The following is a 24,529-nucleotide window of genomic DNA, read 5'->3' on the forward strand; positions in this document are numbered from 1 at the left end:
CCGCTCAGCCGGTTGAGGCGTCCCGCCCGCCGCGGCAAAATTTATGAGTACAGGACCTAGACCCGGTCGCGGCCCCAGCTTTCCACGATCTTCTGGCGGACCGCTTCTATTTCAACCTGGCTGACCGGCGCTTTTTCCAGCTGCTGATCGGCGTCTGTGTGGAAAATATAGAGGCGCGAGGCAAAATCACCGATCGGGACAGACGACTCCCCATAAAACTCGCCATTGCCCGTCGTCGAGACCAGAATGCCGTTGCCCCAGTCCTGTCCGCTGTCATTGTTCGGATTGAAGAAATAGACGCGAACGACACCGGACGGGTCACGCGCCACCCGGATAATCGCAATGGCATGCCAGCCGACAAATCGCGCGGCGCTGTCGGTCACCGCAATGCCGGCCGGGCTTGGATGGATCACGGGCTGGTTGCCATTATGGTCGGGATGGAAGGCGGCATAAAACCGGCGAATGAACCCGTTCGCATCGGTCAGTTTTCCGGTCGGCACATCCACAATGATGTTGAAGGTGCGCGCGACCCACCAGCCATGCATCTCCGGATTGATCCACTCATGCGGGTCGCCTGCGCGCTTGGCGCACATCCGGCCCATTTCGATATAGATGCGATCCAGATGCGGCGCGAGGATCGCCGAAACCGGGTCGACATCCAGAAGCTCGCCCTGCGCAAGACCGGCAGCGAGGCCTCCAGACGAGATCGACTTGCCTTCAAACGGCATGCGCACTTCATTGTCGCGCGCTGCCCAGGTCACCAGCTGCAACAGATAATCCGGATCGGTATAGGACCACATCGCAATGGCGCGCGCGGCCTGGCAGGTCGGATTATTGCCCTGCCCGACGCCAAGCGGTTGGCCAAGCACGCTGATCACGCCTGCCAGAAGGCGCGTCTCAGCCGGAACATCCCCGCCATAGGTCGCAACAAGGCGCTGGCTGACAGCCGGCGCGAGCTCAAGACCGATCTGGCGCCAAAGCGCCGGCACCGTAGGCGGCAGGTGCAGGATGCCCCGCTCGAGCAAAAGGGAAAGGCCATAGATCGCCTGCGCCGTTCCGGGGCAGATCGCCTTTTCGATCAGTGCATGCGTCAGGTCGGCATACATCCGGTAACCGAGACGGCCTGCGGCCGTCAGGCCAAGCACATCCGGGATCAGATCGGGGCGGTTTTGCCAGATATGGCGCAGCAGGACCGCATGATAGGCCGAAACAAGCCCCGTATCGTGCATTGCCCGCGCCATACCGGCTGCTTCATGTCCAAGCGACTGGTCATCGAGCATCGAAAGCCTGCTCGCATAGGTCTCGAGGCCGGGGTCTTCGCGGGTTTCATTTGTTGGTGCGAACAGCGAACTGATCAGCCTGTCTGCGCCCCAGCCCGATTGCGCCTGTTCGCCGCCGCCCTCTTTCATCCAGAGCGACAGCTGCAGGATCATGGACCGGATGCGCCCGGTCTCGATCGGGCGCTGCGCCAGGATGCGCCAGATTTCAGCGATGACCGAATCGAAGACCTGTCCATATCCAATGGTCTCGGCAATCTGCTTGAAGAGGCTTTGCAAGGCCGCTGTCCAGGCAGGGTCGGCCATGCGTGCGGCTTCAGTCCCCGCGCCAAAAAGACGGTCCAGATTGAGGCCGAGCACCCGCGCAAGAAAGTTTTTGGCTTCGTCTGCGGACACGGCCGGGTGCACCATCCGGCCACTGGCGATAGCGAGAAAGCGAAGCTCGCTCAGCGTCTCCAGAACCAGCGAGGTCGGGTGACCGGATTCCAGCGTATGACGCACCAGAACGGGCTTTAGCTGCGCCGGATTATCCCAGTCGGTTCCGGTAAAAATGCCAGCGTCGTCGAGCGCCTCGATACGCTCGAAACACGCATCGATCCCGCCCGGCTGCTTCAGGACTTTCACGCATTGCTCAATGGCCGGGCTTTGCTGGCGCAGCTTCATCTTCGCGCTCATCTTGGCAAGCCTGGTGATGGCAGCATCCAGCCGCTTGAGATGTGCAGCATCGACGCCACCATCTGACTTGTTCGGATCGGCTCCGTTCACGGCGCACCCCTTTGATTCGCCTGTTTGCAAGGCGAGCCTAGTAAAGACTGAATTGCATGACTACCGGCGCGAACGCCTAGACGTAGAAGTCGACGTCTTCCTGCGCGGCTAGAAGGTCACGCATCGTTTCGCCATCCTCGCCGTGGAAGTAGACAAGGCCCCAATGATTGCCGAAGGCAGAGCGTTTGGCGACCTTGGTTTCCATCGGTTCGCTGAGCTCATGCCAGTCGAAATAGGGGTGATCTTCTGTCTCTTTCGGGATTTCGAGCCGTGAGACGACCTGGTTGCGCGGATAGACGCCGAAACAGCCAGCATAGCCATCGGCATCCTCGACCGGAGTCGGGAAGAACGCCTCGATCTCTTCCTCGGTGGTCTTCGGATCGAACATCATGACCATGCCCTGATAGGCATTGAAGCCATAGACCCGCTCAAGCAGCTCGAAAACCTTGAAGCCCGGCGGACGATACGCGACCTCGCCAAAGTACATGACATCATCCGGCCCGATAAAGTATTCCGGGTGGATAAAGCCGAACTTGATGTCGAACGTCTTGATCAGCTTCTCGATCTCGGCCGTCACCTTGTCGCGCATGGCTTCGAGCTCGGGGCTCGCTGGCACGAAGACCGAGTAGCCAAGCCGGACATATTCAGAAATGTTCAGGAAGCGGATCTTGCCGTCATGGATCCAGGCCTCGGCCGCATATTCCCAGCCATCAAGATGGCTTTCCATAAGCACAGGAAAATCGGTGTCGGGGATAAGATCGACATCCTCGACATTCCTGACAACCCGGTGGCCCATACAGCCAGCGAGGTCGAACGCCTTGATGTGGATCGGGTCGTTGGCATCGCCTTCCTGCTTCAGCAGGGTCTGGTTCACACGTTTGAGGAAGCGCTCGACATCACCGCGGTCATGAGCCTCTTCGAAAATCCCGACGCGGATACCGCCAAGCTGGGCCCGGCGCTTCATCAGCGACTTGTCGCGAAACAGCATGGACTGGCCAAGCAGCCGCGGATTGTCGAGCAGGACAGCGTTGACAGCGCCTGCCCATTCAACCGTCTCCTCATAAAGCGGGACGGCGACATCGACGCCCTCATCCTTGAGCATCTGCGCGATCTCGAAGGAGTTCTCGTTCAACCGCTCGAAATTCCACGACATGAAGGGAATATCGTTCTTCTCGGCATAGTCTCTCGCCCAGCTTGGGGCCACCACGATGTAGCGGCGATCAAACTTCTCCATCGCGTCGATCGCGTTGAGGCTCCAGCCGAGGAGCGCAATATAGCCTTTGTCGGGATTATAATCAGTCATTGGACCTCCATGGGGTCGTGTCGGCATTGAACGGTTAACTTGAAACTGAACTCAGGGTCAGGCTGCTTGTTCCGGTCCGGCGCGCTTTGGCGCAGCCAGATACAGGCAAACCGGTCCGGCACGTGTCTCGCGGCCGGGCAGTTCTGAATTCTTCAAATGCATGTAGACTTCGAGCTAGGCGGGCAAGGCACCAAGTCAATCGCCAGCCCGCGCTGAAACCGGCTCGTAAGGGGGACTTTTCGGAACCATTGGCCCGCCCTGCCGCTTACCCTTCAGCAATCACAGACAGTGGACCCCTGACCATGATCAAACTCGCCTTCGTCTTTCTCATCATCGCGCTGATCGCAGGCCTGCTTGGCCTCACCGGCATTGCCGGCGTCGCCGTCGACATCGCCATGTTCCTCTTTATCGCCGCGCTGGTGATCTTTGCAGTGCTGCTCATCCTCGGCCTCACCGTCTTCAAGAAGGTGACCTAGCGAGGCGAGAGCGTCTCGATCACACCTTCGAGAAAGCCGGTCAGGTTGCCGGTGACATAGTCGATATGAGCCGCGTCTGCGTCATCCGGACCAGCTGGACGCGCCCCATCCGGCTCATGGCTCCAGTCCTTGGCTGAGTGGACCAGCACCGTCGCAAACCCCATCGCATGCGCGGGTTTGAGGTTACGCGCCATGTCCTCAAAGAAGACTGCGCGCGCCGGGTCGACACCATGATGACGGCAGAACGCGTCATAGGCCGCCTGCGTCGGTTTCGGCACGAAGTCGCTGTCCTCGATCCCGAACAATCCGTCGAAACTGCCGCCGAGCTTCATGTAATCGGTCACCCGCCGCGCATGCTCCCGCGAGCCATTGGTGTAGACCAGCTTGCGCCCCGGCAAGGCCGCCACCGCCGCGCAAAGCTCCGGCATGGACGGGATCGGCGAGAGGTCGATATCGTGCACATGATCGAGGAACTCATCCGGTGCCATGCCATGCATCGCCATCAGGCCCTTCAATGTCGTGCCATGCTCTGCATAGTACGCCTTCTGCAGCCGCCGCGCCTCCTCTCGCTCCATGGAGAGGTAGCCCGCCACAAATTCCGTCATCCGCACATCGATCTGCGCGAAGAGATCGCACTCGGCCGGGTAGAGCGTATTGTCGAGGTCGAAGACCCAGATGTCGCGCCCACTGAGCGCCGCCAGTCCGCCATCATGCGCCATCAACCACCGGCCTCCTCAAAGTCGCGTTCAAAGAATTCATAGGTCAACCGCCCGTCTTCGGCAGGCTTCGTCGCCTTGAAGGACACGGTGCGATAGGCCGACGCCTCACACTCACTACGTCCGGCAATCGCAAACCGACCACGCGACACACAGAAGAGATCGCTCGCCCCTTTCAGCTCCCGCGCGTTACCCTCATCCTCCATCTCCGCAAAGACGAAATGCGGCGTCGCCAGCAGCGCCTCATCGACGGCGCGCGCACAGCCGCCAGACTCCAGCTGCCACCAGCCGCGGCTCTCCCAGCCCTCGCCCTTGCGCCGCGCAATCGCTGCCCAGATCCGCTCATGCGTGCGGTTACACAGGGTCAGCCCCACCTCGCGGCCCTTTTCCCGCGCGATCTGCTCCAGCACATCGACCAGCTCGGCATCGCTCGTCGCACGATCGAGGTCATTCTCGGACAGGAACTGCCGGATCGCCGCGCGCGTCCGGCGCCCGATAAACCCGTCAATATTGCCCTCATAGACATTCGCCTCATTCAGCAGACGCTGAACCCCAGCTGCCGCCGCCGTGCCGAGGTCATAGTCTTCAAGCTCCGTAAACGTCGTCGTCCAGGCGGCCGCATCCTCGACCAGAACAGGCCGGAACCGGCGCGCCGCCAGCCCCATGGACGAACAGTCCGCCGGGCTCTCGACCGAAAAGCTCCCCGTCGTGTCGACGCAATAGGACGTGTCCCCGCCCCACACCTTGCGCCCGCCGCGATGGGCCGATGAGGACCGCGCAAACAGGTAATGCACCCCCGGCTCCAGCGGCGCGGGCAGCGCAACCTCGCAGGCGCCCGGCCGCAGCCGCGTCCACCCCTCGACCGTCACGCCCTGGCCTTCATAATGGCCGGCCGCCGCCTCGATCACATAGCTTGTGAGATTACAGAGCTGCCAGCCGCCAGGGCTATCCGGCAGCTCTGGGGCAGGCCGCTGCGCCCCTGCCCCCAATGGGGCCGCGAGTGCCGCCAGCGCAAACACCGCCGCCGCGAAACGCGCCGCCGCGCCCCCGCAAAGCGCGCGAACAAACCGCCTAAAGGACAATCGTCCCGGCCCCGTGTTCGGTGAATAGCTCCATGAGAAGCGCATGTTTCGCACGTCCATCCAGAATGACCGCCCCGCCAACGCCATTCTTGACGGCGGCGGCCGCCGTTTCAAGCTTCGGGATCATACCGCCAGACGCGACCCCATCGCGCACCAGCGCCGGCACATCATCGGCCTGAAGCTCCCGGATGAGCTCCTTCTTGCCGTCCAGCACGCCGGCCACATCGGTCAGCAGCAAGAGACGCATCGCCCCCAGCGCGCTCGCAATCGCCCCCGCCGCCGTATCGGCGTTCACATTATAGCGCTTGCCATCGGCATCGACGCCGACAGGCGCGATCACCGGGATGAAGTCATGATCATAATTGGTCAGCAGCTTCAGCACCGCCACATCGACCGCCTCAGGCTCACCGACATAGCCAAGATCGATCACCTGCTCGACATGGCTGTCAGGATCGCGCGTCGTCCGCGTTGCCCGGCGCACCCGCATCATGTCAGCGTCAGAACCAGAGAGGCCCACCGCCTTGCCGCCCGCCTTGTTGATCGCCCGCACGATGGATTTGTTGATCGGCCCCGACAGGACCATCTCGACCACTTCCATCGTCGCATCATCGGTGACCCGCAGGCCGTCGCGAAACTCCGACTTGATGGAAAGCCGGTCCAGAAGGCTCGCAATCTGCGGCCCCCCGCCATGCACGATGACCGGGTTCACGCCGAGATGCTTCAGCAGCACGACATCGCGCGCAAACGCTTCAGACAGCGCCTCATCCACCATGGCATGCCCGCCATATTTGATGACCACGGTCTGGCGGTCATAGCGCTGAATATAAGGCAGCGCCTCAGACAGCGTTTCAGCGGTAAATTGCGCGGGGGTATGGGGGGTATCGCTCATGGCGCCGCGTTTAGCGGGTTTTGGGCGGAGGGGGAAGGTTTCGCGCTTGCCTCACTGCGCGCCCTGTCGCAGGCTCCCATCCGGGTACTGCGCTGGAAGGGGGACATGATGCGGCTTCGGCGCGTTTCAAAACACGTGAAAGACCAGAACTGGGCCGCCGTCGTCCTCGACTTTGCGATTGTCGTCGCTGGCATTCTGATCGCGTTCCAGATCACCAGCTGGAGCGAGGCCCGCCAGGATCGCCGCGAGGAGCAGCGCTATCTCGCCGAGCTTGCCACCAATCTCAAGGCCGACCTCACCCAGGCCCGCGCTGGACAGCAGGTGTCGCTACAACGCCTGTCTGCCGCTGAAGCCATCCTTGAAGAGGCCGCGCCCGGCTATGACAGGCTGCCCTTCTTCGCCGCGATCGGGGAAGACTTGCCGCCGCTGGGTATCGTCGCCGATTACCCCTACGCCCACCTCACCTCCTATTACTTCATGATCATTTCGAGCAGCACGTTCGAGGAGTTGATCCAGACGGGCAATATCGGCGTTCTGTCGAACCGGGATCTGGTGATGGAACTGACCGATTATTACCACCGCCTCGACCGCCAGCGCGGCGACGATGACCTTATCCTGACCCAGGCCGAAGGCATGCTCGACTGGGCGCGCGAGAACGGCGTCGGCATGGGCGATCGCGCAACGCTGGAAGAGACTGTGAGCCGCGCGCTGACCGACGACGAATTCCTCGGCTTCGTAAAGATGGCGGGCTTTCTCGCAAACTGGCAGTATGACAGCCTTGCCGGCATAGAAGCCGAAGCCGAGGAATTACTCGCGGCCGTGGAGGCGGAATTGAAGGACCGTTGAAATCGCACCGGCCGACGTCCCATCTAGCCAGCGCGCCTGCACCGGCCTGACGACCACGCCGAAGAGACCGCGCCGCCAACGGTCGAACGGCAATTCTCATACCGGCTGGATGAATAGGCGTCCGGTTAGAGACTAGATCGACCACGGCTTAGCTCTGGATACAGGGCAGCGCCTCAGGCAGGGTTTCAGCGGTAAATTGCGCGGTGGAACTGTGGGGCACCGCTCCTGACGCCGCATTTTGCGGGTGTTTGGGGCGGTGGAAAGTGGGCTGTCGAGCAGTTCTACTCAAAGCACGGCTTGGGGGTTATCTGACCTTCGGCCTCGCCTCAGTTCTGTATTCTTCGTTGTCCGCAATCATACGCTCGACCAACTCAAAGTCTTCGCTTGCTGAGATCAGATACCTACAAGAATAGCGGACCTGCAATGCATTCACGTGCTCAACATTCTCTGAATTTAGGGCGATAACCAATTCACCCTTAGCTGCTCTGATTATATCTTCGGATCCGGCGATAATCTCGCGATATCGTTCGGCGCTCATATCGACTATCTTGAGGGCATCGGGTAGCGAAACTCCTGCAGCCGTGTGTTGCAGCACAGCCATTTTAAGTGCGCGCGCTTGCTGTACCTGTTCTCGTCCGATTGATGGACAGAAGCATCCCAACATGAGCTCTGGAGAAATCGGGACGTAAATTTGGATCCCTTGGATTGCCCATCCGATATTACCATAGGGCCCGTGGTCTAGATTGTTATGAAGAACAACCGGATGATCTCCCAACCAAAATTTGGCTTCGTCTGACGCTCGCATGAGCACTAGATCGCGATCAGAAAGCATCGCGCCAAAATCTCTCACCCTTTCGAACAATCCCGTTAGATAGTTAGCCTTCACTTCATCTTCGGAAGGGTCATCGAAACCTTCGACGTCAGCTATATCTACTCCATGCTTAGCAAATTCATCCTTGAGCAGTTCGCCAATGTGATCGAATTGGTTTCTAAGAAACTTTGTGCGCAGAAATTGTAGAGCCAAAAACATTCTAATTTTGGCGTCATCTTCGATAGATAAGTCCGCTAAACTTTCCTTACGTATGATTTCTTGGATCACAGGATGATAAAGGTTCTCAAGATGGGTCACCGCATCTTCGAATGAGACAACCCATTGTTCCATCGCGAATTCGTTGAACCCATTCTCGGCACAAATATTCTTAGGGTTTGTCCAGAATTTTCGGTCTTCGTGTTTGTCAAAAACGCAAACTTGCCCCTTATCGTTTCCGCTAAAGTTGGAAATTAAATGTTGCGGAACATAGTGATGAATTCGCGATCTCTTAGTCATGGAGCCACCTTCGCGGCGGGGGCACATCCTTTTTTAAAGTGCTCTGCCTCATTGCCAACAATCCCGCCCTTCCCCTTCTCGCGTTGCTTCGCTTGCACCGCTAAGCGCCGCTCCGAATGAGTTTGAGCTCTTTAGTAAAAGAAATCGCATCTGAAGAGTAATGCGCACGCCGGTGACAATTCGGGCAAAGTGCTACTGTATTCGCCGGTGTATCGGCTCCTCCTGCTCGCAGATGCACTACGTGGTGGACCTCCAAAAACGGGCTTCCATGATTATCGGAAAATGGTGCGGGCAGATGACAAGCCTCACATCTGCCCTTAGCCCTCGCCCGGGCATATGAAGCGACAAAAGGGTCGCGGTCCGTAACCGACACTGTGCGGGATCTTTTCTTTGGTTTCTCATTACCGCAGGGAGGATTGACACGGCCCGCGGCCGCATCTTCGAAATAGCTATTTAGATAACTACCGTGCGGTCCCACAGGGGCGACGTTGAAATCCCGAAGTCCGCTGATAGCATCACTGGTATTAAACTCCCCGCACTTCTGGTTTCGGTAGAGGCCCCAAATCTGCTTGGCCCCTACCCATTCATCCGTTTCCGGATCCTGCACCATCCACGTTCGCGCTTTATTATTGCCGGCCCTTTCTCCGTTCCGGTAGCGCCGAAAGGCTTTTATTATTTTGCTTTCTTCCGAACTCACCAGCATTCCTCCAAATACATGCCGACATATCCATCTGGCATCTCATTAAAGCTCAACCTTAAGAGATGCTCTACAGCTTACTGCGCGATCAAGCCACAAACCCGGTCTGATGCAGCTTATACAATCTGACGCGCCACTAATCCCACCCTCACGCGTTACCCGCTCTCGACACCCAATCCACAAGTCTCGAGAGCCCCGATGCGCAAACTCTATTTCGCCCTTCCCCTTCTCGCCCTGATCCCGCTGGCGGCGGCCTGCGCGCTCAACCAGCCGGATTACCGCGAAGCCAGCGGAGAGCCCGCCACCGTCGATGAGGTAGACCTCACCCGCTATGCTGGCACCTGGTATGAGATCGCCCGCTATCCCAACAGGTTCGAGAAGAACTGCATCAACACCACCGCGACCTATGACCTGAATGATGACGGCACGGTCAGCGTCGTGAATGAGTGCACCAACAGCGAAACCGGAGAGACAAAGCGCGCCGAGGGCACGGCCCGCATCGTCGACGGCTCGAACAATTCCAAACTCGAGGTCAAGTTCGCCCCCGACTGGGTGCCGTTCGCCTGGGGCGACTACTGGATCCTCGCGCTGGAGGCCGACTATTCCGCCGCCCTCGTCGGCTCTCCCGATGGCAAATACCTCTGGATCCTCGCCCGCGAGGAAGAACCAGACCAGGCCGTCATCGACCGCATGCTGAACGCCGCCCGCGAAAAGGGCTTTGCGACAGAGCCCCTGGTCTGGCGGCAATAAGCATACGTCCGCTCATCCCGGACTTGATCCGGGATCTCGTGAGACAAACTCCGACCTAAAGGCACGCCTTCCCTCTCCCGATTGCGGGAGAGGGGCTAGGGGTGAGGGCTCTGACGCTTGTGGCTGATGCACCGCCTGAGGCGACCTTAAGCGTTGCAGCCCTCATCCCCGACCCTTCTCCCGCATCCGGGAGAAGGGAGCAGGTCAGCATCACCCTTCCAGTCTTCGTCATCCCGGAAGCCCGCAGGGCTATCCGGGACCCAGACATTCGAAGCGCTGGGTCCCGGACCTGCGCTGGCGCACATTCCGGGATGACGCCGTCTCAGAAGTTACGCGCCACCTACCAACAACGCGTCCCCCTCTCCCGGTGGGAGAGGGGCCAGGGGTGAGGGCTTCAACGTTTCAGGCCTGATCTAATGTTGCATCACGCACGACCCTCAGAGCCCTCATCCCCGGCCCTTCTCCCGAATCCGGGAGAAGGGGGCGCGCCATCTCCCGCCACGCGTCACCCCCGACGGACAAGGTCCGTCTGGGGGTCCATCTCCTGCCCTCACCACCAGATGCAGATTTCAAGGTCAGAAGCTGGACTCTCAGACCGCTGCGCGGTCGAGAGTGACGCTCATTGAGCGCACTGAAACCCCGAGGAAACCCCAATTCCATCCCCATCCCCCGCACCTCGCCCTATCCTCAGCGCCGATGCTCGACTGGCCCACCCTTCTGAAATGCCATGCCCATGTGCCTGTCTGGTACTGGCCGGTGCTCTGGCATTACCTCGCCAGACTGGAGGCCACGGCGCAGATGTGCCGCGAGGAAGGCCGCACCGGGTTTGGCTGGCATCTGGAGCGCAATGGCGTGATCTGGATTTCCATCATGGGCGACAGCGAGGCCGAACGGCGTGCACGATGTGCCCTGCCGGCGGACTTCGACCGCACGCCCTGGGCACGGCTTGATCCGGATTTGCGTCCGGTCTGGCAGGTCTTTGAGACGAGCGGAACACGCCGCCTCGCCGAAACACCGCCCAAGCACCATGGCGACACCGCCGGTGCACTGCCGGTACACCGCCCCGCAACCGAAGCGCGCGCGCCGCCTATAATTAGAACCGATCATCCCCGCGCAGGCGGGGATCTGGTGCAGCAAGTTCTGAGCTAAATTGGATGAGACCCCCGCCTGCGCGGGGGTGAGCGGAATAAACAAACCAGACCAAAACACCGCCCTGCCCGCCAGCAGCGCGGCCGCACGTGCTGCCTAATCCAGCACTTTCACCATGAACACCGAATTGGGATCGTCCTTGTAATCACCGAACGGCCCGCAGGCGACAAAGCCGTGGCTTTCATAGAGGGCGCGCGCCGGCTGGAAGGCGGGCTGGCTGCCGGTTTCGAGGTAGACCCTTGAATAATATCGCTCTTCTGCGGTGGACATGATGTGGCGCAGCATCGACTTGCCAAGCCCGCCGCCCCTGAACTGGGCGACCGTGTGCATCGCCTTGATCTCTCCGGAGCGCCCATCCTTCAGGCGTTTCAGCGCGCCGCAGCCAACCAGCTTGTCGCCGTCGCGCATCTCCCAGACGGTGAGCTCGGGGGCTTTCATCGCCTCGATCTTCAGCGCATGGGAGCTTTCGGGCGGGGAGGTTTCGAGCATGAGGGATTTATGGGCGCCGATCAGGCCCCTGAAATCCTCTGCATTGAGGTCGGCAGGCGCGATGGATACCGTCATGTCGGCCTATTGAATGGCCCGCGCGGCGCAGACTGGCAAGTCAAAAAATTGAGACGGAGGCGGTGCTCTGGTGCCCGAAACCGGCCTGCGGGCGGCGTCTTGAATTCGTCCTCAAAAACGGTGAGGCTCTTTTCCATGTCATCCAGACCCCGCCTTCGCACCTCGCTTGTCTGTCTTCTGACGGCTGCATCCCTTACCGCCTGCGCGAGCCAGGAAGCGGTGCCCTACATGTCCAGCGAGAACGTCGCGAATGCGGCCTATACGGCGGGCTATAATGGCTCCGCCTCAGCCAACGGGACACCGCGGGTGAAACCGGCTTCGGTGCCGGCGGCGGAGATTCCGGCTGAACCGGACCCCTCTGGAGAAGAGCCCTCGCCCTCCTGACGCGGCATTGGGGGGGAACCTTCCGGTCTGAATACCCATTCATCCTGCAGTCAGCCAGAGCCTGTTAGGCTTTGCTTAACTGATTGAAGATGACCCGTATTGGAGACGCCATGTCCCGCTCATTCCGCCGCGCCGGCCTGTTTCTCGGCCTTCTGACCGCCGGCCTTCTGGCGACCGCCTGCACCACCTATGACAGCTATGGCTATTATGATGACGGCTATTACGACGGTGGCAACTATGACAGTTATGGCCCCGGCTACGTCTCCGACGGTTATTATGGCAGCGGCTATTACGGCGATGGCTATTATTATTCGGGCAGCTCGATCGTCTATTCGCAGAACGTCTATTATCCGACGCGTGCCGGCTGGCAGAACCGGCATAACCGCAACTATCGCCACCGCGATGCCCGGCCCTATCAACGCGGCTATCGCGGCAATGATGGCCGGCGCGGCGTACCTCAGCGCTACCGCGACCAGCGCCCTGACGACGCGCGCGACCAGAGACGCGACCGCGGCCAGCACTCCAACCGCGATCAGCGCCGCGACGGACGTGATGGCGATCGGGGTCGGCGGGGAGATCGTGGCAATGTTACCCGCGATCAGCGAACCGGCGCAGCGCTGCAGCGCGGCTCGCATAATGGCTATCGCAACCAGGGCAACCGGGATCAGCGTGGCCGCATGAATGCCGGGCAGGATAACCGCGTTCAGGGCAACCGCGATCGGGGCGAGCGGGGACGCGGAAACCGTGGACCGCGCAACGACGCCGCAGCCCAGCAGCGCAACCGCGCCGCTGCCGCGCAGCAAGCCCGCCAGGAACGTCGTGTCTCGCGACGCGAAGCCCTACAGACCCGCGATCGCGCAGAGCGCACCCCAAATACGAATAATCAGGCCAATGAAGAGCTTCGGGGCGGACGTGGTCGCCGCGCCATTGAGCGGCGCGACCGTGAACGCGGCGTCGTTATTCCGTAAGCTGGTAAATCTCGGCGCGTAGCTCTGGAAGACCCCATCCCTTTTCCGCCGACGTCTGGCGGATCATGGGGTGGACCGCCGGGCGCTTCTTGACGGCTTCAGCGACCTTTGCGCTGACAGCATCGGCCTCAGTGCGCTTGATCTTGTCAGTCTTGGTAAGGACCAGCTGATAGGTGACAGCCGCTGAATCCAGCATGTCCATCACCTCATGATCGGTATCCATCAGGCCGCGGCGAGAATCGATCAGCAGGAAAACCCGGCGAAGATTCACGCGGCCACGAAGGTAACGAAGGGTCAGGCGCTGCCATTCCTGCGCCTGTGTCCGCGAAACTTTTGCGTAGCCAAAGCCCGGAAGGTCGACGAGCCAGAGACGGCCTTCACCGAGATCGAAATAGTTCAGCTCCCGCGTGCGGCCGGGCTCAGACGAGGCCCGGGCGAGGTTCTTGCGCCAGAGCAGACCGTTGATGAGGCTCGACTTGCCGACATTCGAGCGACCAGCGAACGCGATCTCAGGCCGGTCCGCTTCGGGCAGCTGCGTCAGAGAGGCCGCGCCAAGCAGGAATGTGCACGGGCCTGAGCAAAGCACGCGCCCAGCTTCAATCGTCTCTTCGTCGAATTCGGGCGCCTCGTCGCTCACGCATCTTCCTTCTTGTGGCCGAGCAGACGGCCAATCAGCTTGTCGAGCTCTGTTTCCACGCCATTGCGGCGCATGATGAAGTACTGCTGAACCAGCGACAGCACGTTCGACCATACCCAGTAGAGCACAAGGCCAGCGGCAAAGCCGCCAAAGACGAACATGAAGATGAGCGGCAGGAAGCGCATGATCATCTTCTGCGTCGGATCGGTCGGCGGCGGCGACAGGGCCTGAATGCCGGACATGGTCACACCATAGAGGATCGGCAGTATACCGATGCCGATAACGATGCCGATAATCGGGACGGCTTTCACGTCAGCCGCGGCCCATGGCAGGAGACCGAACAGATTGCCGATCGCGGTTGGATCCGGCGCCGAAAGGTCGCGGATGTAGAGGAAAGGCGCATGGCGCATTTCGATGGTGACGTAGAGCACCTTGTAGAGCGCGAAGAAGACCGGGATCGTCAGGAGGATCGGAATACAGCCTGCGATCGGGTTCGCCTTTTCGCGCTGGTAGAGCTTCATCACTTCCTGCTGGCGGCGCTGCGGGTCTTCCTTGAAGCGCTCCTGGATCTCTTTCATCGGCTCGGCGAGATTCTTCATCTTCGCCATCGACTTGTAGGACTGGTTATACAGCGGCACGAGTGGCAGGCGGACAAGAACCGTCAGTGCCAGAATGGCGAGGCCGAACGTACCAACCATGCCTTCGAGCCAGCGCAGCAGCGAGAAGAGCGGCTTGGTGATGTAATAGAGGATATTGCCCCAGTCGATCGCATCCTCAAAGCGCGGCACGCCAGCTTCCTGATAGTTATCAAGAACAGCGAGCTCCTTGGCGCCGGAGAAGATGCGGTTTTCCGAGGTGATCGTTTCGCCGGGTTCGATTACGCGCCCGGCGCTTGCTACGGTGAGCTGCATGACGGGGCCCGTCTCGCGCGAAAGGCGCTGATAGCGGCCGGCAAATTCATATTGCTGCTCAGGGATGAGCGAGGTCATCCAGTACTTGTCGGTAAAGCCAAGCCAGCCACCCTCGGACCCGCGGCGAACGCCGATGTCATCGGAGTCCTTGAGGCCCTTGCCCTGATCCATATTCTTGTAATTGCGCCAGGTCAGGTTGTCATCGAAGACACCGATCAGACCCATATGCGCCATACCGGTGGTCTTGGATGAGCCAGGATCGGTCGCGTCGAGGAAATCCTTCCAGTCGCCTTGCCGCCGGATCGAGCCGAGGGGCGCGAGCGTGCGCTGCTCAGACCCGGTGTTCGTAACCGCGTCGGTATAGGTGAACATATAATTGTCATCGACGCTGATCGTACGCTCGATGGAAACGCCATTGCCCTCATAGGTGAGCGTGACCGGATTGCCGGTCGAGAGGGTCGGATTGCCGCTGACCTGCCAGTCGGCCGATGGGCCTGCGACCGGCTGATTTCCGTCAAACCAGTACCAGCTGGCGAAATAGCCATAATCAAAATTGGTAGGGCGAAGAAGACGCAGCTCATTGATCTTTTCAACGGTGGTAAAGTGATCCTTGAGCTGAAGATCGTCGAGGATCGCACCTCGCAGGCGCACAGAGCCATCGACGCGGTCCGCGTCCAGTGTAATCCGCGAATTGGAGCTCAGCGCTTCGTCAACGGACTCTGCCGCCGAGATGTTCTGCTCGCCGGTGTCACCCGCCTGCGGTACGGTAGCTTCCTGCTCGGCTTCCGCCTGCTGTTGCGCTTCGTTGCGCGCTTCCTGCTGTGGCTGGACCACGAAGGTCTGATAGCCAAATACGAAAGCAATCATCAGCACCATGGCGATGATGAAATTGCGCTGGTCCTGCGGGTCCATCCCGTTGTTCATGTACTCAAGTCCGCCGGTTTTCCGAGATAAACAAAAGGGATCAGGCCGGGCCCGACCCCCCATTCAAGGCTGCGCGGAGGCTTATCAGCGCGCTTTCCATATCGTCAAGCAAACGCTGCCAGCCAATCTCAGCGGTGTCCATGCGTGCAATGAACACATAATCGGTGCCCGTGACCCCCAACCGCGGCAGAAGGTCCTGAGCGGCCGCCTTGAGGCGCCGGCGCGCGCGGTTGCGCACCACGGCGTTGCCAATCTTCTTGGTTGCAGTGAAGCCTTTGCCGACGGTCGGCGAGGCCGCGCGTTCGCCTTTGCGTTCGCGCGCCTGTATCACAAGGCTCTTGCGGCGCTCGCTGATACCGCCGCGCACAAAAAGAAACTGAGGCCGAACGGTAAGCCGCTCGACCTCAGCATATGTTTCTTCAACTGTCGTCATGGCAGCGCTCCAATCGACGGAGCGGCCCGGCGGCCTTTAGGCCGACAGACGCTTGCGGCCCTTGGCGCGGCGACGTGCCAGCACCTTGCGGCCGTTCTTGGTGGCCATGCGTGACCGGAAACCGTGACGGCGGGCGCGCTTCAGACGTGAAGGCTGGAATGTACGTTTCATGGGCGTCGAGCCTCAATCAAGTGTTGACCGAATTCGGAAAACGCGGCTGTTACAGGTTGCTCCAGCCGAGGTCAAGGCCGTGAGGCCAGTCAGAAGACCGGGCAGGCCGCGAGAAGACACCCTACCCTATCAGCTGTCGTAGCGAAAGGTCACGGGAGTGTGATCCTGCGCGAGCGCGGTGTGATGTGTAAGTCAGCAAATACCGGCCTATATCCCGGCCATGAGACTTAGACATACGCGTTTTATCCGGCGGCTGGCCGCCCTTTTCATGATGGGTTTCACCATGAGCCTGAGCCCCGCCCTGGCACAATCAAGCTTCTCTCACGACACGTGGGGAGAACTACTGGACACATATGTCTCCGAAGGCCCTGACGGTGTGAACCGCGTCGACTATGGCGCCCTGAAAACCAGCAGCAGCGACCGGGAAAAGCTCGACACTTATATTGGCAGGTATGCCGGTCTCGATTTCGATGCACTGAGCCGCGAGGAGGCCTTCGCCGCCTGGTCCAACCTCTATAATGCCGTGACTGTCCGCTATATTATCGAGAAATATCCTACCGACACGATCAAGCCCTGGTACTCCACCGGCCCCTGGAAAAGCATCAAGGTCGAGGCGGGCGGCAACATGGTTTCGCTGGACGCCATTGAGCACGACATTCTACGCAAACAGTGGAGCGATGATCCGCGTCTGCATTATGCGATCAACTGCGCGTCCTATAGTTGCCCCGACCTTCGCCGCACGCCGTGGCTGGCCGCGACACTGGACGCAGACCTTGATGATGCCGCTCGCGCCTATGTGAACCATCCGCGCGGTGTCCGCATTGATGATGACGAGATTGATGTCTCATCGATCTATAAATGGTTTCGCGAGGATTTCGGTGGCACGGAAGCGGCCGTGATCGATCATCTTCTTCGCTATGCAGACGAAGATCTGGCGAGCAAGATTCGCGACCGCCGCAAGATCGATGACTATGAGTATGACTGGTCACTCAACGACACGGCAGACTAGAGCGCCGCGCCCTTTTTATCTTCACCGAAAGCCTGACGCCTATGTCTGAAGACACCAAGCCTGGCAAATCGATCTGGATCCGCCTGTGGCCGGTCTATGTCATCGTGGCTGGATTGATCGCCGCCTGGGCGTTCGGCCTGTTCGACTATCTCTCGATCGAAACGCTGCAGCGCCAGAACGCGACGCTGCAGGCCTTTGTCGAAGAGAACCTCATCCTTGCAGTGGTCGCCTATATTGCGATCTACGCGCTCGCGACCTGCTTCATGCTGCCGGGCGCCTTGTGGATCACGATTGCGGGCGGGCTGCTCTTCGGTCTCTTTGGTGGCAGCGCTGCGACCGTCATCGGCGCGACGCTCGGTGCCAGCATGCTTTTCCTTGCGGCGAAAACCTCACTCGGCAAGACGCTTCAAGCGCGCACAGGCGGCTTCGTCAAAAGGATGGAGAAAGGCTTTCAGGAAGATGCCATTTCCTACATGTTTGCGCTGCGCCTTCTGCCGCTCGTTCCCTTTCCCGTCGCCAACATCGCGCCTGCCCTCCTGGGGGCGAAATTTCGTGACTATGTGCTGACCACAGCGCTCGGCATTGTCCCCGGCGTCGTCGCCTATACGTGGATAGGTGCAAGCCTTGGGGCGACATTTGACCAGGGCGAGACGAATTCACTTCTCGACGCGGTTGCCAATTTCGCGCCGGCATTCCTGGCGCTGGCTGTCGTTGCCCTGCTGCCGGTCGCATACAAGAAGATTTTCCGCCGCAAGGCGGCCCAGATTGAGGAAGCTGCCCAATGAATGATGACGCTCGCGCCAAACAAAACGCCCGTGCGCCTATTCCGGGCAAGCAGGATCCCGAGAACGTGAACAAGGAGCCCGCACCCCATTCGGTTGGCGCGGCACCCCATCGCAAGCTGAAGGCAGACCTTGTTATTATTGGCGCAGGATCTGGCGGCCTCTCGGCGGCTGCCGGCGCAGCAATGCTGGGGCTCAAAGTTGTCCTTTTCGAAAAAGGGGAGATGGGCGGCGACTGCCTCAATTCCGGCTGCGTGCCGTCAAAAGCGCTGATCTCTGCGGCGAAGTACGCCGCTGCCGCCCGCGAAGGCATAGATTACGGCATCACGACCGGAACGCCGGTGACTGACTGGCAGAAGGTGAAGGCCCATATTCGCAAGGCCATAGATACGATCGCACCCGTCGACAGCCAGGAGCGGTTCGAAGGCCTCGGCGTCACCGTCATCCGCGAGCATGCCAAATTCTCCGACCAGAATATAATCAATTCTCCCAGCGCCACGGTGAAAGCCCGCCGCGTGGTGATCGCCACAGGCTCTCGCCCCGCTATTCCGCCGGTGCCGGGCCTCTCGGTTGCTGAATACCTCACCAATGAGACGATTTTCGACATCGAGACGCTGCCGACCCATCTCATCATCCTTGGCGGCGGGCCGATCGGTATGGAGATGGCGCAGGCTTTCCGGCGGCTCGGCTCTGAGGTCACCGTCATCGAGATGAGCCGCGTGCTGTCCGCCTCCGACGAAGACCACGCTGCGGTCGCCGCAGACACGCTGCGCTCAGAAGGCGTGGAGATCCTCGAAGGCTACAAGGCTGCAAGCGTGAGCCAGGATGACGGCACGGTCGTGCTGGAAGCCGAAGGCGATGACGGCAAGAAGATCGTCCGCGGCAGCCATATCCTGGTCGCGGCAGGCCGCCAGCCAGTTCTCGATGGGCTCGACCTGGAGGCCGGCAATGTTGCCTATGACAAGACGGGCATCCAGGTCAGCCAGACGCTGCGCTCTGTCTCCAACAAGCATGTCTGGGCACTGGGTGATGTGGCGGGCTTCGGCCAGTTCACGCACCTTGCGGGCTGGCAGGCGTCGGTGCTGGTGCGCCGGGCTTTCTTCAAACAGGGCTCGAAGTCGAACTCGCTGCCCCTGCCTGCGGTGACCTATACGGTGCCAGAAGTGGCGCAGGTCGGCATGACGGAAGCTGCCGCGCGCGAGGAATATGGCGACAAGATTGAAACGTCTTCCTTCGCGTTCGATGAGAATGATCGCGCCATCGCGGAAGGCAAAACGAAGGGCGAATGCAAGCTCATCATTCACAAGGGCAAGCTCGTCGGCGCGTCGATTGTGGGCGAAGGCGCGGGCGACATAATACAGCTTGCAGGCTATGCCATGTCGAACGGGATGAAGCTCACATCGCTGACCAATTTCATCTCGCCCTATCCAACGCGGACCGAAGTGGTGAAACGCGCCGCCAGCGCGCATTTCCAGGATGCCGTCTTCGGCAAGCCTGCGCGCACGCTGGTCGGCTTGCTTCAGCGCATTCTCTAGCCTATTCCCCGCCGGGTGCCGGTGAGTGAGACGACTCCTTTTAACAAGACCAGAAGCGGGCTGTTTGACAGCCTGAGCGTGCGGCTTTTTCTCGTAACCATCGGGGTGATCCTGATGGTCGAGTTTATCGTCTTTCTGCCGAGCGCGGCGAACTACCGCGAAAGCTGGCTCAATGAGCGGGTGCAGGCGGCGCGTATCGCGGCGCTGTCGCTGGAGGCCGCCCCCAGCCGGATGGTGTCGGAAGAGCTTTCAAACGATCTCCTCATGCGCGCCGAAGTGCTGGCCGTCGCAGAGCTGAGCGCCGACATGCGTGAGCAGATCCTGCCGCCTGCCATGCCCCTGGAAGGCTCGATGAAAGAAATCGACATGATGGACGAGACCTATCTCGGCTCCATCGCTCAGACGCTGGAAACACTTGGCGCACCGGACGGGCGGATGCTGGTGATCCGCGCCATGGGGTCCGGCGAAGGCCGTGTGCTGGAAGTTATCCTGCCAGAAGCGCCGCTTAAACATGGGCTGAGGGCCTATGCTGGCCGCATTCTTGTGATTTCGCTTATTGTGTCGTTCAGCGCGGCGATGCTGATCTATCTTCTGCTGATCCTGCTGGTTGTCCGCCCGATGCAGCGGGTCACGCAAGCGGTGATCCAGTTCAGACAGGATCCGGGCAGCTGGACCCGCAAGATCGGCTCAACCAGCCGCCGCGATGAAATCGGGCGCGCGCAAAATGCGCTGGCCGACATGGAAGAGGCGGTGTCTGACAGTTTCCGCCAGCGCGAACGCCTCGCCCAGCTTGGCGAAGCGGTGGCCAAGATCAATCATGATCTGCGCAACACGCTGGCAACCGCGCAGCTTGCGTCCGATGCGCTCTCGACCTCCGATGACCCGCGTGTCCAGCGGGCCGTGCCGCGGCTGGAGCGGGCGCTGGAGCGGGCCATTGGCCTTGCGACCGATACGCTGAAATATGGCCGCTCATCGACGCCTGTCGCGCGGCTGCAGCCTGTGAACCTCTCTGAGACCATCGCAGAGGCCGCGCTGGAGGCGGTTGGCGACACGGCGCCAGTCACAGTCGCGAACGAGCTCGTACCGGGCCAGACGGGCTTTTGTGACCCTGACCACCTCTACCGGATTGCGGCCAACCTCATCCGGAATGCGGCAGAGGCGATGGGGGAAGATGGCGGGACGATCAGCGTGTCCGGCGGGCCGTCGGAGATCCACTTTTCGGACACAGGACCCGGCCTGCCGAAGCGGGCACAGGACAATCTGTTCAAGCCGTTTGCCGCATCCTCACGTCAGGACGGGACGGGGCTTGGCCTTTCGCTTTCGCGCGATCTGGCAAGGGCGATGGGCGGCGATCTGGTGCTGGTCGAGACAGGCGAAGGTGGCACCGTCTTCAGACTGACGCTGCCCTCTGCCGCCACATCCAAATAACCCGCCTAGTCGAGCGCGATCGCGACGCCTTCGCGGCGCGGGTCGGCGCCGCCTTCGAGGCCGTCTTCACGCACCACGATGACATGCAGGCCTGAATTTTCCCCGGTGCGTTCCTCAACACTATATCCGGCTTCAGACAGCGCATCCGCCCAGGCCTGGCCCCGTTCAACGTCCACTTCGACGCCGACAGACGGGCCGCGTGCGATGACATTGGGCAGGTTGATCGCTTCCTGCGCGGTCATATCCCAGTTGAGCACGCCGAGGATCGTCTTCGAGACATAGGCGACGATTGAATTGCCGCCCGGTGACCCTGTTACCATGAAGAGGCCGCCATCCTTGTCGAACACCATTGTGGGCGACATGGACGAGCGCGGACGCTTGCCGCCCGCGGGGGCATTTGCCACCGGCAAATTGTTGATCCTCGGCTGGCGCGAGAAATCGGTCAGCTCATTGTTGAGAAGATACCCGTTCACCATGCGCGAATTGCCAAAGGCCGACTCGACCGTTGCGGTCATGGACACGGCGTTGCCATAGCGGTCGATGATGGAAATGTGGGTGGTGCCGGGCGTTTCCTCGGTAAGGTCCCTGCCCCACATGCCGATCATCGAGCCGCGGCCGAGAACTTCGCCCGGATCACCCGGCGGGGGACCCGCATCCGGTGCAGAGGCATCGCCTGCCCGTGCATCGAGATATCGTGGATCGATGAGGTCAGCTGTCGGCACCTGAACATAGTCGACATCGGCGACATAATGGTCGCGGTCGGCATAAGCGAGACGCTGGGCGTCGACCCAAATTGCAAGCTTCTGATCGCTGTAGCCAGTCTCAACAGCGTCGCCGATCATCCGCTCATAAAGACCATAAATCATGTTCTGCGTGACAGCGCCCGAGCTTGGCGGGGGCGCCGAACAGATCCGCACGGTATCATGCTCACCGCAAACGGCAGGGCGCACCTTCACGCTGTAAGACGCAATATCTTCCAGGGTCATCGCACCTGGAAGGGGTTCCTGCGCCAGCGCGTCAACGATCGCCTGCGCATTCTCACCCGCATAAAAGGCCGATGGCCCTTCAGTTGCGACGGCGTCCAGGAGCACGGCATAGTCGGGATTTGCCCGAAGTGTGCCAGCAGTAAGCGGCGCGCCTTCCGGAAAGAAATAGGCAGAAGCGGCCTCATCCTCATCAAGGCGCATTGACCCGCGCAGCCCCTCATTGGCGAGAAGACCCGCGAGGCGCGGCGACACTTTAAAGCCATCACGCGCGAGTTCGATCGCAGGCTGGAAGAGCGAGGCCCAGTCGGCTTCGCCCTCTGCCTCATGTGCTTCCTTGTAAAGCGCAATCATGCCCGGCACGCCTGCCGAGCGTCCAGATTGCCAGGCCGGAACATAGTCGAGAACCTCGCCATCAACGACAAAGAGGTTTTCATCCGCCGCCATCGGGGCAGTTTCCCGTCCGTCAAAAACCGTGAGTGCATCATCTTCATAGTCGTAATAGACCATGAAAGCGCCGCCCCCGAGGCCAGAGCTTTGCGGCTCAACCAGTCCCAGAACGGCATGAACGGCAATTGCCGCATCTATCGCTGTGCCACCCTGGCGCAGAATTTTGACCCCGGCATCGACCGCGCGTGGATCGGCAGCCGCAACCATTGCGCCCTTTTCCCACACGCGGAGCGGCGGGGCCTGCTCGGTCTCTTCCAGTGTCGGACGGTCTGGAACCGTGGTCTCGGTCTGCGGCTGACAACCTGCCAGAATGAACAGGCTGGCTGCTGGAATAAACAAGGTGGCAGAATTCATCAGGACTCCTTTTCGGTGTCTCCTTCGGCGGTCGCACCGGTCGTGTCGTTCCCTGCCGGATAGGACGTTTCGCCGCCCGCATCCATAGGCACGTCCGGCATTGCGGCGCGGACTTCGCCCAGATTGGTACTGATACAGGCATCAAGCTCGGCCTGCGTGGCCTCACCGTCTGCGCCCGCACGCTCAATGCAATGGCTGAGGTTCGGGACCTCGGTTGAATAGGTTTCGGCTTCCTGCGCAGCGGCTGTGAAGGCGGCGGCCGAGATAGCGGCGGTTACGATTGCAAATTTGAATTTCATGTTCTGGTCCCCTGACAAATCTGATCCTTACCCCTTGGGGCTGCCGGCGCAATGAATGAATCGGCCGGCTAAGCGCTATGCAAGCATATTCCATGCCGACCGCGCGCTGCCGCCTTCCGCGAAAAATCCTGTCCGAGCCGCCGATATTGTACCCGGCCACAGCGACATGTAGGAATGACACCCAGACCGGACGCGGCAACTCCGCCACCCCCCCGGAAAATAGCACGCCATCAGAGTTAGAGTTCATATGTCCCGACCCGGTCCGAAAAATCTCATCACCGATGTTCCCGGCATCGAGGTCGGCAATTCTGAAAACAGAACCGTCCTGACCGGCACGACAGTGATCGTCGCGGATGAGCCTGCGACAGCCGCCTGCGCGGTTGCTGGCGGCGGCCCGGGCACCCGTGAGACCGATCTCTTGCGCGCCGACACAATGGTCGAGCAGGTCGATGCGATCGTCCTGTCTGGCGGCAGTGCCTACGGACTTGGCGCGGCTGACGGTGTAACGGCAAAGCTTGGCGCGATGGGCCGAGGCTATGGCCTCAAGGACCTGCCCGGTGTGCCGAAGACCCCGATCGTACCGTCGGCGATCCTCTATGATCTCGCCAATGGCGGCGACAAGAACTGGGGCGAGACACCGCCCTATCGCGAGCTTGGAGAGGAAGCGTTCGAAAACCGCGCAAAGTCATTCCCGCTCGGCAATGTGGGTTGCGGGCTTGGTGCAAACGCAGGCGCGCATGCAGGCGGGCTCGGCTCTGCCTCATTGCGCACAAGCGACGGCATCACGATCGGCGCGCTGGCGGGCGTCAACTGTTTCGGATCGGTCTTCATGCCAGGCACCACCTGTTTCTGGGCATGGCCCTATGAGCTTGAGGGTGAGTTCGGCCATCATCGACCGGACGATAATTACAACCGCGACCCCGAAGAGTGGGGCGACGCGAAAATGAACCCCCAGCCCGGCCAGAACACCACCATCGCCTGTATCGCGACAGATGCGGCGCTGACCCCGGCGCAGGCCCAGCGGGTGGCGCAAATGGCCCTGTCAGGCTTCGCCCGCGCGATCCGGCCCGTCTTCGCGCCGTTCGATGGAGACGCGCTCTTTGTACTCTCTACGGGCCGCCTGCCGCTGGAAGATCCTGCGCCAATTTCACTGACACGGCTGGGAGAACTTGCCGCATCGACCCTTGCCCGGGCCATTGCCCGCGGGGTATATGAGGCCGATCAGAAAGGTGCAGCATAAGCGCTTGCATCGGGGACGGCACGCAGTTATGTGTCCGCCCTCTCAACGGAGCACCCGTAGCTCAGCTGGATAGAGCACCAGACTACGAATCTGGGGGTCAGAGGTTCGAATCCTCTCGGGTGTGCCATTTTTCCAGAACAATCAGGACGCGACGCGGAATTTGCCGCCGAGGCGACTGAC

Annotated in this window: 25 protein-coding genes and 1 tRNA gene; 12 read left to right on the forward strand and 14 right to left on the reverse strand. The window is 60.6% G+C overall.

Annotation, left to right across the window (positions count from 1 at the left end; translation table 11 throughout):
• Positions 1-56 precede the first annotated feature (56 nt).
• A complete protein-coding gene (locus F550_RS0108465) occupies positions 57-2,042 on the reverse strand; it encodes a hypothetical protein (RefSeq protein ID WP_018148111.1) in 1,986 nt (661 codons plus the stop codon).
• Between the two features lie 76 nt (positions 2,043-2,118).
• Positions 2,119-3,345 carry an ATP-grasp domain-containing protein gene (locus tag F550_RS0108470; RefSeq protein WP_018148112.1) on the reverse strand — a complete coding sequence of 409 codons (1,227 nt, stop codon included), beginning with the start codon at positions 3,343-3,345 and terminating at the stop codon, positions 2,119-2,121.
• Positions 3,346-3,647: 302 nt separating this feature from the next.
• Between F550_RS0108470 and F550_RS18915 the strand changes: the two genes are divergently transcribed.
• Positions 3,648-3,821, forward strand: coding sequence for a DUF1328 domain-containing protein (locus F550_RS18915; protein ID WP_018148113.1), 174 nt, complete (start codon positions 3,648-3,650; stop codon positions 3,819-3,821).
• Here the strand turns inward: F550_RS18915 and F550_RS0108480 are convergent.
• From F550_RS0108480 to argB, 3 genes are read right to left on the reverse strand one after another with little or no spacing between them, the layout of a single operon-like run.
• A complete protein-coding gene (locus F550_RS0108480) occupies positions 3,818-4,540 on the reverse strand; it encodes a pyrimidine 5'-nucleotidase (protein ID WP_018148114.1) in 723 nt (240 codons plus the stop codon). The two genes, F550_RS18915 and F550_RS0108480, sit on opposite strands and share 4 nt — an antisense overlap.
• The gene (locus F550_RS0108485) at positions 4,540-5,619 is read right to left on the reverse strand and encodes a DUF1036 domain-containing protein (protein ID WP_018148115.1); all 1,080 of its coding nucleotides are present in this window, start codon (positions 5,617-5,619) and stop codon (positions 4,540-4,542) included. The genes F550_RS0108480 and F550_RS0108485 overlap by 1 nt, the downstream gene beginning before the upstream one ends.
• Complete coding sequence (gene argB, locus F550_RS0108490; RefSeq protein ID WP_018148116.1) at positions 5,609-6,508, reverse strand: acetylglutamate kinase; 900 nt, start codon at positions 6,506-6,508, stop codon at positions 5,609-5,611. The genes F550_RS0108485 and argB overlap by 11 nt, the downstream gene beginning before the upstream one ends.
• A 105-nt stretch (positions 6,509-6,613) precedes the next feature.
• On the opposite strand from argB, the gene F550_RS18515 reads away from it, so the two are divergent.
• Complete coding sequence (locus tag F550_RS18515; protein WP_156807880.1) at positions 6,614-7,354, forward strand: DUF6090 family protein; 741 nt, start codon at positions 6,614-6,616, stop codon at positions 7,352-7,354.
• 304 nt (positions 7,355-7,658) lie between these two features.
• Here the strand turns inward: F550_RS18515 and F550_RS0108500 are convergent, their stop codons facing one another.
• Both F550_RS0108500 and F550_RS19580 read right to left on the reverse strand, forming a co-directional pair.
• Positions 7,659-8,681 carry a DUF4238 domain-containing protein gene (locus F550_RS0108500; protein WP_169332261.1) on the reverse strand — a complete coding sequence of 341 codons (1,023 nt, stop codon included), beginning with the start codon at positions 8,679-8,681 and terminating at the stop codon, positions 7,659-7,661.
• A gap of 100 nt (positions 8,682-8,781) precedes the next feature.
• A complete protein-coding gene (locus F550_RS19580) occupies positions 8,782-9,384 on the reverse strand; it encodes an HNH endonuclease (RefSeq protein WP_083910947.1) in 603 nt (200 codons plus the stop codon).
• 192 nt (positions 9,385-9,576) lie between these two features.
• On the opposite strand from F550_RS19580, the gene F550_RS0108505 reads away from it, so the two are divergent.
• Together F550_RS0108505 and F550_RS0108510 are read left to right on the forward strand one after the other, a co-directional pair.
• The gene (locus F550_RS0108505) at positions 9,577-10,128 is read left to right on the forward strand and encodes a lipocalin family protein (protein WP_018148119.1); all 552 of its coding nucleotides are present in this window, start codon (positions 9,577-9,579) and stop codon (positions 10,126-10,128) included.
• A gap of 696 nt (positions 10,129-10,824) precedes the next feature.
• Positions 10,825-11,277 carry a hypothetical protein gene (locus F550_RS0108510; protein ID WP_018148120.1) on the forward strand — a complete coding sequence of 151 codons (453 nt, stop codon included), beginning with the start codon at positions 10,825-10,827 and terminating at the stop codon, positions 11,275-11,277.
• A 96-nt stretch (positions 11,278-11,373) separates the two neighbouring features.
• Here the strand turns inward: F550_RS0108510 and F550_RS0108515 are convergent, their stop codons facing one another.
• Complete coding sequence (locus F550_RS0108515; protein WP_018148121.1) at positions 11,374-11,841, reverse strand: GNAT family N-acetyltransferase; 468 nt, start codon at positions 11,839-11,841, stop codon at positions 11,374-11,376.
• A gap of 135 nt (positions 11,842-11,976) precedes the next feature.
• Between F550_RS0108515 and F550_RS0108525 the strand changes: the two genes are divergently transcribed.
• Positions 11,977-12,225 carry a hypothetical protein gene (locus F550_RS0108525; protein ID WP_018148123.1) on the forward strand — a complete coding sequence of 83 codons (249 nt, stop codon included), beginning with the start codon at positions 11,977-11,979 and terminating at the stop codon, positions 12,223-12,225.
• Positions 12,226-12,335: 110 nt separating this feature from the next.
• Positions 12,336-13,193 (forward strand): hypothetical protein, encoded by an 858-nt coding sequence (locus F550_RS0108530; RefSeq protein ID WP_026180663.1) that lies wholly within the window; start codon positions 12,336-12,338, stop codon positions 13,191-13,193.
• Here F550_RS0108530 and yihA read toward each other — a convergent pair.
• Genes yihA through rpmH form a run of 4 tightly spaced genes read right to left on the reverse strand, consistent with a single transcriptional unit; the run spans position 13,183 to position 16,269 of the window.
• Positions 13,183-13,830 (reverse strand): ribosome biogenesis GTP-binding protein YihA/YsxC, encoded by a 648-nt coding sequence (gene yihA, locus F550_RS0108535; protein WP_018148124.1) that lies wholly within the window; start codon positions 13,828-13,830, stop codon positions 13,183-13,185. The two genes, F550_RS0108530 and yihA, sit on opposite strands and share 11 nt — an antisense overlap.
• On the reverse strand, positions 13,827-15,665 hold the full coding sequence (yidC, locus tag F550_RS0108540) for a membrane protein insertase YidC (RefSeq protein WP_233349010.1): 1,839 nt from the start codon (positions 15,663-15,665) through the stop codon (positions 13,827-13,829). Before yidC ends, yihA begins: the two co-directional genes overlap by 4 nt.
• 40 nt (positions 15,666-15,705) lie before the next feature.
• Positions 15,706-16,098 carry a ribonuclease P protein component gene (rnpA, locus tag F550_RS0108545; protein ID WP_018148126.1) on the reverse strand — a complete coding sequence of 131 codons (393 nt, stop codon included), beginning with the start codon at positions 16,096-16,098 and terminating at the stop codon, positions 15,706-15,708.
• A 36-nt stretch (positions 16,099-16,134) separates the two neighbouring features.
• Positions 16,135-16,269, reverse strand: a complete 135-nt coding sequence (rpmH, locus tag F550_RS0108550; protein WP_018148127.1) for a 50S ribosomal protein L34 — start codon at positions 16,267-16,269, stop codon at positions 16,135-16,137.
• A 283-nt stretch (positions 16,270-16,552) separates the two neighbouring features.
• Here rpmH and F550_RS0108555 point away from each other — a divergent pair, with 283 nt between their 5' ends.
• From F550_RS0108555 to F550_RS17330, 4 genes are all read left to right on the forward strand, one after another.
• Positions 16,553-17,278 (forward strand): DUF547 domain-containing protein, encoded by a 726-nt coding sequence (locus tag F550_RS0108555; protein ID WP_169332262.1) that lies wholly within the window; start codon positions 16,553-16,555, stop codon positions 17,276-17,278.
• 41 nt (positions 17,279-17,319) lie between these two features.
• On the forward strand, positions 17,320-18,063 hold the full coding sequence (locus F550_RS0108560; RefSeq protein WP_018148129.1) for a TVP38/TMEM64 family protein: 744 nt from the start codon (positions 17,320-17,322) through the stop codon (positions 18,061-18,063).
• Positions 18,060-19,595 carry a dihydrolipoyl dehydrogenase family protein gene (locus tag F550_RS0108565; RefSeq protein ID WP_018148130.1) on the forward strand — a complete coding sequence of 512 codons (1,536 nt, stop codon included), beginning with the start codon at positions 18,060-18,062 and terminating at the stop codon, positions 19,593-19,595. The genes F550_RS0108560 and F550_RS0108565 overlap by 4 nt, the downstream gene beginning before the upstream one ends.
• Positions 19,596-19,673: 78 nt before the next feature.
• Positions 19,674-21,023, forward strand: coding sequence for a sensor histidine kinase (locus tag F550_RS17330; protein ID WP_018148131.1), 1,350 nt, complete (start codon positions 19,674-19,676; stop codon positions 21,021-21,023).
• 5 nt (positions 21,024-21,028) lie between these two features.
• Here F550_RS17330 and F550_RS0108575 read toward each other — a convergent pair whose 3' ends face one another.
• Positions 21,029-22,810, reverse strand: a complete 1,782-nt coding sequence (locus tag F550_RS0108575; RefSeq protein WP_018148132.1) for a gamma-glutamyltransferase family protein — start codon at positions 22,808-22,810, stop codon at positions 21,029-21,031.
• Positions 22,810-23,109, reverse strand: coding sequence for a hypothetical protein (locus F550_RS0108580; protein WP_018148133.1), 300 nt, complete (start codon positions 23,107-23,109; stop codon positions 22,810-22,812). Before F550_RS0108580 ends, F550_RS0108575 begins: the two co-directional genes overlap by 1 nt.
• 247 nt (positions 23,110-23,356) lie before the next feature.
• On the opposite strand from F550_RS0108580, the gene F550_RS0108585 reads away from it, so the two are divergent.
• Together F550_RS0108585 and F550_RS0108590 are read left to right on the forward strand one after the other, a co-directional pair.
• Entirely contained in the window at positions 23,357-24,349 is a 993-nt protein-coding gene (locus F550_RS0108585) for a P1 family peptidase (protein ID WP_018148134.1), read from the forward strand.
• Positions 24,350-24,399: 50 nt separating this feature from the next.
• Positions 24,400-24,476: transfer RNA gene (locus tag F550_RS0108590), tRNA-Arg, on the forward strand.
• The last annotated feature ends 53 nt before the right edge of the window (positions 24,477-24,529 follow it).

Source organism: Henriciella marina DSM 19595, assembly GCF_000376805.1.
Lineage (GTDB): Bacteria > Pseudomonadota > Alphaproteobacteria > Caulobacterales > Hyphomonadaceae > Henriciella > Henriciella marina.